The sequence below is a fragment of the Acinetobacter sp. AS5 genome (assembly GCF_048957595.1).
GTDB lineage: Bacteria > Pseudomonadota > Gammaproteobacteria > Pseudomonadales > Moraxellaceae > Acinetobacter.
The window spans coordinates 1-6,904 of record NZ_JARDAL010000085.1 but is presented as its reverse complement, the minus strand read 5'-3'; the positions used below and the strand labels follow the sequence as shown (position 1 = coordinate 6,904).

The 6,904-nt window shown below is 37.8% G+C and carries 3 protein-coding genes, 4 pseudogenes and 1 other annotated feature; of the genes and pseudogenes, 3 read left to right on the top strand and 4 right to left on the bottom strand.

Annotated features, from left to right (window positions below):
- Positions 1–873, bottom strand: a pseudogene (locus PV763_RS16680) (IS3 family transposase); the annotation flags it as partial.
- Positions 468–584 (bottom strand) — a sequence feature (AL1L pseudoknot). It overlaps the preceding pseudogene by 117 nt.
- A 42-nt stretch (positions 874–915) precedes the next feature.
- On the opposite strand from PV763_RS16680, the pseudogene PV763_RS16675 reads away from it, so the two are divergent.
- Positions 916–1,895, top strand: a pseudogene (locus PV763_RS16675) (IS3 family transposase); the annotation flags it as partial.
- 65 nt (positions 1,896–1,960) lie between these two features.
- On the opposite strand, the pseudogene PV763_RS16670 reads toward PV763_RS16675, so the two are convergent.
- Together PV763_RS16670 and PV763_RS16665 are read right to left on the bottom strand one after the other, a co-directional pair.
- Positions 1,961–2,110: pseudogene (locus PV763_RS16670) on the bottom strand (transposase); the annotation flags it as partial.
- Positions 2,111–2,382: 272 nt separating this feature from the next.
- The gene (locus PV763_RS16665) at positions 2,383–3,555 is read right to left on the bottom strand and encodes a replication initiation protein (protein WP_420938241.1); all 1,173 of its coding nucleotides are present in this window, start codon (positions 3,553–3,555) and stop codon (positions 2,383–2,385) included.
- Between the two features lie 856 nt (positions 3,556–4,411).
- Here PV763_RS16665 and PV763_RS16660 point away from each other — a divergent pair.
- Both PV763_RS16660 and PV763_RS16655 read left to right on the top strand, forming a co-directional pair.
- Complete coding sequence (locus PV763_RS16660; protein ID WP_100355964.1) at positions 4,412–5,185, top strand: ParA family protein; 774 nt, start codon at positions 4,412–4,414, stop codon at positions 5,183–5,185.
- 13 nt (positions 5,186–5,198) lie between these two features.
- Complete coding sequence (locus PV763_RS16655; RefSeq protein ID WP_100358212.1) at positions 5,199–6,110, top strand: ParB/RepB/Spo0J family partition protein; 912 nt, start codon at positions 5,199–5,201, stop codon at positions 6,108–6,110.
- A gap of 50 nt (positions 6,111–6,160) precedes the next feature.
- Here the strand turns inward: PV763_RS16655 and PV763_RS16650 are convergent.
- Positions 6,161–6,842, bottom strand: a pseudogene (locus PV763_RS16650) (IS5 family transposase).
- Positions 6,843–6,904 lie beyond the last annotated feature (62 nt).

Here is a 6,904-nt window from a genome sequence, read left to right as displayed (position 1 = left end):
TGCTCCAATGCATCGAGCACCATATCTGTATTCATCCGTGTAGATACTTTCCATCCAACAATTGCTCGTGAGAACACGTCAATAACAAATGCGGTATATACCCAGCCTGAATGAGTTTGAATATAGGTAAAGTCACCCACCCATAGTTGGTTTGGATGATCAGCATTAAAATTACGTTTCACTAAATCATCTGCCCGTTTTTGGTCATCTCGGTTACGGGTGGTTTGTTTATTCTTACCACGCCAAACACCTTGTATACCTAGCTTTTGCATCAATCGAGCAACTGTACAACGTGCAATCACATAGCCTTCACGTTTCAGTTGTTGCCAGACCTTACGCACACCGTATCGACCTGAACTTTCTTTCCAAATTCGCTTAATCTCCTCAGCATGCTGCAAGTCATGTAAATCTCGTTTCGCTCGATGTTCTGGATTGTCAGCGAGATCTAAAGTCCGGTAATAGGTTGAAGGTGCGATCGGTAAAATTCTACAAATCGCCTCGACTCCGTACAGCTCTTTATTATTATGGATAAAATCCACCATTATTTGTGTGGGCGGTCGAGCTCCGCCTGGGCGAAAAAAGCGGCTGCTTTACGTAGAATTTCATTGGCACGCTTTAATTCTTTATTTTCGCGTTCGAGTTGTTTGATACGTTCTTGGTCTGAAAGCTGCTGTACTTTAACTGGATTTTGTTTATCTAAATATTTTTGATACCAAACACGTAGTGTTTCAGGAGTACAACCCTTGCGCAGTATACTGCTCAGGGAGCAATAGCGGTGATCGCAGCCCAATTCGATGGATAATCTTTTTCAGATTCAATCAATAATTGAACCGCTCTTTCTCTGATTTCAGGGGTATATTTTAATTTTGTCATCGGGATAGTCTCTCAGAATATTGACTCTCCGACAAACCCGGTACGGTTCAGTATTTTTCACGACCAACAGCACAACAAGAACCTGAGATTGACCTCAAAGCTCTGCATGCCGAGATATGACATCAGGCATTGCAAATTGATCTTTTAGAAGGTGCGCTCAGAAAAATAGGGCAGCTGAGCGGCAAAAAATGATCGATAAGACCCATCAACTTTCGGTACGACAACAATCGCAATTGATTCAAATCAATCGCAGTACGTTGTATTACAAGCCCAAAGAGATTTCATCAACTGATTTGAGTTGGATGCGTCTAATCGATGAAATTCATCTCGACTACCCATTTATGGGCAGTCGAATGATACGAGATATGCTACAGCGTCAAGGACATAAAATAGGTCGGCGTAAAGTCCGACGTTTAATGCGCTTGATGGGAATACATGCCTTGTATCCAAAACCCAATACCAGTAAGCCTAATCTTGCACACCGTATTTTCCCATATCTGTTGAAAAACATGGTCATCGATCACTCTAATCAAGTCTGGTGTACAGATATCACGTACATTCCTATGGCTAAAGGCTTTGTCTATCTGTGTGCAATTATAGATTGGCATAGTCGTAAAGTACTGGCTCATCGTGTATCGATCAGTATGGAAACAGACTTTTGCATAGATGCGTTGCAAGAAGCAATTGTGAAATATGGTTGTCCAGAGGTGTTTAATACAGACCAAGGCAGTCAATTCACAAGCGAGGCATTTTTGAATGAGTTAAAATTGCGAAATATCCGTATCAGTATGGATGGGAAAGGACGGTGGATAGATAATGTGATGATTGAGCGGTTATGGCGCAGCGTGAAGCATGGGGAAGTCTATTTGAAGGCTTACGATACGGTTAAACAAGCGAAACAATCAATTGCTGAATATTTGGATTTTTATAACATGATACGTCCTCATTCAAGTTTGAATAAGGCAACACCAAATGAATTTTATGATCAACATTTACTAAAATGTAATGGCAGCATAATTTAAATATTTAGAGCGGATTTATCACTTATAAAACTGAATTGAGTGGTCTAATTAACGGAACCACATTAATTTGTATTCAATCCATGTTGCAAAGCGACTGAAGCAATTGAAACGTCCGGTGCTTTACAAGCCTGAACGATCTGCTGTTTAAATTCAGCACTGCATGTTCTTCGTTTTTTCTCAAGAGATGTGATGGATGTCTGGTTATTTGTAGTCATAAATTTAGTCCCCACTTGTTTTTAAGTGGGGACTAAATTAAGGCTTATAGGATGAATTCATAAGGTGTGTTCAGCGAACACTTACGTTTTGAATAGATTTAAGGAATTAGGCAGACCTCATACCCAAGTTGTCACTTGAATTTGGATAACTTAGGGAAGATCTATCTCTAAAGCCTTTATGCAACAGAGTCGTTTTTATCCTAGGGTCCTTACCACTTGTATTCTTTACAAACATATATCTAAAAAAGTGTAGCAAGTTGCTACACTTTTCGCTAGATCAGCTTTTTACCAAAAATATCATTCAGTCTTTCACGAATACTTTGAACGAATTCCGGATTGTTTTTAAGTTTATGCTTCATATTTCGTTTAAAGTCATTCAGCCCCATACCAATTTCAGCAAAATCCATTTGGAATAAAGTGTCATTAATGACAATATTTGCTTGAGAGTCAGTGAGGCATCCTACTTTTTTAAACCACTTCTTGAACTGCTGATAATTTTCATCATTATTAAAAATATACCAAGAACGTACATTCGTATCGAATTTAGCCCCTAATTCTTTTACGGATGCATTGTCTTCAAATGGAACATCAAGATAGATTTTTTCGATCACTGCAATTTCATCCAGTGCCTTATCAGCAATCCGATGATGCAGTTTAAAATTCACACCTACAATTGGACGGCCTTTCTTAACGGTTTCATACTCTAATTGTAGATCTGTATTTTCGTTAATTTCTGCCACTATTTTGTCTAATACATAGCGTCTAAAATCTACCCAGCGATCATATTTGGTTTCATTAATATCAATCAGTGCTTTCAAGTTTTCTAAAAGTAATGGCACTTCATAACTCTTTTGATTGGCGTACTTAAATTCGTTTTTAATGAAATAAGTATAAAGACTCATACTGGCAACAGAATCTAGGGCAAAAAGATGTTTTAGCTGATAGGTAGTAAAATTACCCCCAGCCAGTTGAGTGAAATACGGCAACACCTCACTGGTAAAACGAATCTGAATTGCATTTTTAGAGTCATCTTCCCATCTTAACTCACGGATAATGGGAACGACAGAATGTACTTTTTTAGTCTTTCTCTTACCATTATCAGCAGGCTCCTCAATAATAAAATGAGCTACCCGGGATGAAAGCTCTTTATAGATCCGATCTATTGCAACATTAATTGAATTGCGTTTATTCAATCCGAGCAAATCAGCCAGATCATCCTTATATAAATAAATATAGGTTTGCTCGGTTATTTCGCCATCTACCCTATTTTTCTCACTATAATTTGCAACCGCCATTGCATACAAAAGCGCCTTATACTCATTGGCTGATAACTCAATAGGACGAATCAAACGGTTACTGGTACTTACAACGCCATTATGGCGAATGTTGCCGATACAGTAAGGAATATAATTCGATTCTTCTTGCAATGGATCAGATTCTGTCATAACCGTGATATTTATAATTTGACTCTGTTTTTATATACAAAAGTGGAAAAACTTTCAAGACTTTCACCACAAGAATGTAAAAGTGGAAGGTTTGTCATCAAAAAAAAGTAATTTGTCCAGTTTTCTGCGCTTAAAGTGGAATTTATTATAATTTTTCCACCCTATAGTGACAAAGCTTCCACTCTTAACCAGTAAAGCATAGTTTGCAAAGCCTATTTTTGCTGTTTCTAATCTAAATACAGATATCTGGGCTCGGTTAGAAAGCCTGATGTGACAAGGCTTCCACCTTTCAGACAGAGTTAAAAGGCACAACTGAACATATAATCATCGAGAAATATCCAATAAAAACAACTTATCCACAAGTTAATTAAAAACAGTGACAAGCTCTCCACCGTTAAAGCTTTTTAAGTAAACTTTATCAACAACTTAAGATGTTGTTTTTTAATATATTTTAAAACAAAAACAGCATTTTAAAAAATAGCAGTGACAAGTCTTCCACCTCAGTGACAAGTCTTCCACTTTAGAGTGACAAACCTTCCACCTTAGAGTGACAAGCCTTCCACTTTAGAGTGACAGACCTTCCACCTTAGAGTGACAAGCCTTCCACTTTAGAGTGACAAACCTTCCACCTTTAAAATCCTAAGCTATTGTTTTAATTATTAAATATTCGTCTCTAATTATTAATTAGCTAAATAACTAATTATTCTAATTATTAATTAAGCTAGCTTGATAAATAATTTATTTTTAAGTTGTTTTACATCTGAACAAATAGGATTTATAAATTTAAAAACTGTAGTAAGATAGCTAAAAGTTATTTATATTACTTAACATTCAAATACGGAAGCATCTGACACGTATGTCTGCAAAAATTATTACTGTTGCTAATCATAAAGGTGGATGTGGTAAAACAACGACGGTTGTTCACCTCGCTTCTGAACTTGCTCACCTTGGCAACAAAGTTCTAGTAATTGATTTAGATCCTCAAGCAAACGCAAGTTTACATATTGGGATCCAACATCCGAGTGAAATTGTTGTGACTACAGCAGAATTACTCCTGGGTGATATTTCATTGTTGGCAGATGCATTACAAGAAGAAACAAACTTTGAAAAAGTATCATTAATTTATGGTTCCTTAAATTTAGGGAAAACAGAAGATCAACTGAAAGAAGAAGCACCGCGACCTTCTGAAGAATTAAATATCAAGTTAGAGTTATTAAAAGATCTTTATGACTTCATATTGATCGACTGCCCACCCAGTCTAAAATTATTGACCAGTAATGCTCTAGCCTCTTCCACCCATGTCATTATTCCTATCGAATCTGGATCACAATATGGACTATATGGGGTAACAGATCTGTTAAATCATCTAGAAAAGATCAGACGGATTAATCCAGATTTAGAGCTTTTAGGTGGCTTACTGATTAAGCATGATGAACGTCAGAATGTTTGTAAGTTGATTCGGGATGAAGCATTGAAACAGGTGGGGAAAATTTTAGAAACCACCATTCCTCAAAGTACTAAAGTCAATCAGGCCGCAATTCTGCAACAATCACTTTTGAAAGTAGAAAAAAATTCAAAGGTACGTAAGGCATTTGAAAGCCTGGCCAATGAAATTGTAGCGAAAGTTTAAATCTGAGAGCATTATGGCAAGCACCAAAGAGCTTTTAGCTCAGAAACTAAAACAGAATACAGAAAAACACCAGCAAGCGCAGAAAGACAATATTAGAGAGCTGAAGGAGTTTCGACGCAATGTTCCAATTGAAGATATCAGTCGAAGTCCGAACCAGCCGCGTAAAGTCTTTGAGGAATTACCGTTAAAAGAACTGGCGAACTCTATCGAAGAAGTCGGTCTTTTGCAGCCTATTACTGTCCGTAAACTTGATAATCTGAAATATGAAATCATCGCAGGTGAACGACGCTTACGTGCCCATCAGCTGCTGGGTAAATCTGTGATTGAAGCCATCATCATTGATGCAAATAATGAAGAAGCATCATTATTAACCTTGGCGGAGAATTTAAAACGCCAGGATTTGACTGATTATGAAATTTTTATTGGTTTAAATTCACTCGATGAAAAATTAAAGAAAAACAAGCAGCGTTTAGCCAATTCACTGAGTTTAAATCGTGAAGATATGTACAAATATTTAGCCTATGAGAAGTTGCCTCAAGCGATTTTAAATGATCTTGAAATTGATCCAGGTTTAATCGGCAGAACAGCTGCAACCGCATTCAAAAAGTTCCTGTCTGACCATATACAGCAGTTTGCTGAGGCCGAAGCTGCTTTGCTTCAAGCCTGGGAAAAAGTAAAAGATAAAAAGCTCGAACAAAGCAAAGTTACGGCCTATGCTGAAAAACTTTTGAGTCAGCAGACCGAGAAACTCAGCACCACATCTGTGGTGAGAAAAATCGAATATGATGGCAAGATTGCCGGGAATATCAAACTTGATCATAAACAGCTTAAAGTTTCTCTGAATATTTCAGAAATTGATGAAGCGAGTTTGTTACAACTAGAAGACTTTTTAAAACAGCTCATTCAGAGAAATAAAAAAGTGTAGCAACTTGCTACACTTTTTTTTGACAATCTCAAACTAGGGCGTGTCATCAATTAAGCCAGATAGATCGCTGATAAGAAGTTTTGAGCCAATTTATCATAGCGTGTGGCAATAGCACGATATTGTTTGAGCTTGGCAAAAAAATTCTCGATCAGATGTCTTGCCTTGTAGATATGTCAATCATAATCACGCTGATCAATAGAATTACTTTTCGCTGGCATCACAACTTGACCCTTCGCCTCTAAAATTGGATCAATGACCCGATCCCTAGAGTTGTAGGCTTTATCCATAAACCAGGTCTGGCTCAACGATAAGTCCAGCAACACATCTGAACCGTTTAAGTCATGGACCTGCCCATCCGTGAGATAAAATCCTGTCGGGTTGCCTAAAGCATCAGTACGGGCATGAATTTTGGTGCTTAAGCCCCCTTTACTGCGCCTAGTCGCCTGATTTCCCCCCAGCGCTGTGTTGGTAAGCACGTACAATGGGGTGGAGTCTAACATGACATATTCATTGTCAAGGTCATGTGACAGCACTTCAAAGACTCTCTGCCACACACCTGTTTTAGCCCAAAGACTAAAACGAGTATGCACTACTCTAAAATCACCAAAGCGTTCGATTAAGTCTCGCCACGGGATACCTGAACGATACCGCTTCAACAAATAGTCGGTTATCTTTGGCCGTTACTCCAACAGTACCCATTCGTCCATGTAACAGATCTTGGTGGTGTATCAAAAAGTATGCTAAAAAAAAGCAGGTTGAATTTTGATAAAATAGAGAAATGCAAATAACTCTAG

What these genes read in the sequence shown, in the direction of transcription:
- PV763_RS16665 (WP_420938241.1), bottom strand. Translation starts at nt 3,555, where the DNA reads ATGACAGAATCTGATCCATTGCAAGAAGAATCGAATTATATTCCTTAC.
- PV763_RS16660 (WP_100355964.1), top strand. Translation starts at nt 4,412, where the DNA reads ATGTCTGCAAAAATTATTACTGTTGCTAATCATAAAGGTGGATGTGGT.
- PV763_RS16655 (WP_100358212.1), top strand. Translation starts at nt 5,199, where the DNA reads ATGGCAAGCACCAAAGAGCTTTTAGCTCAGAAACTAAAACAGAATACA.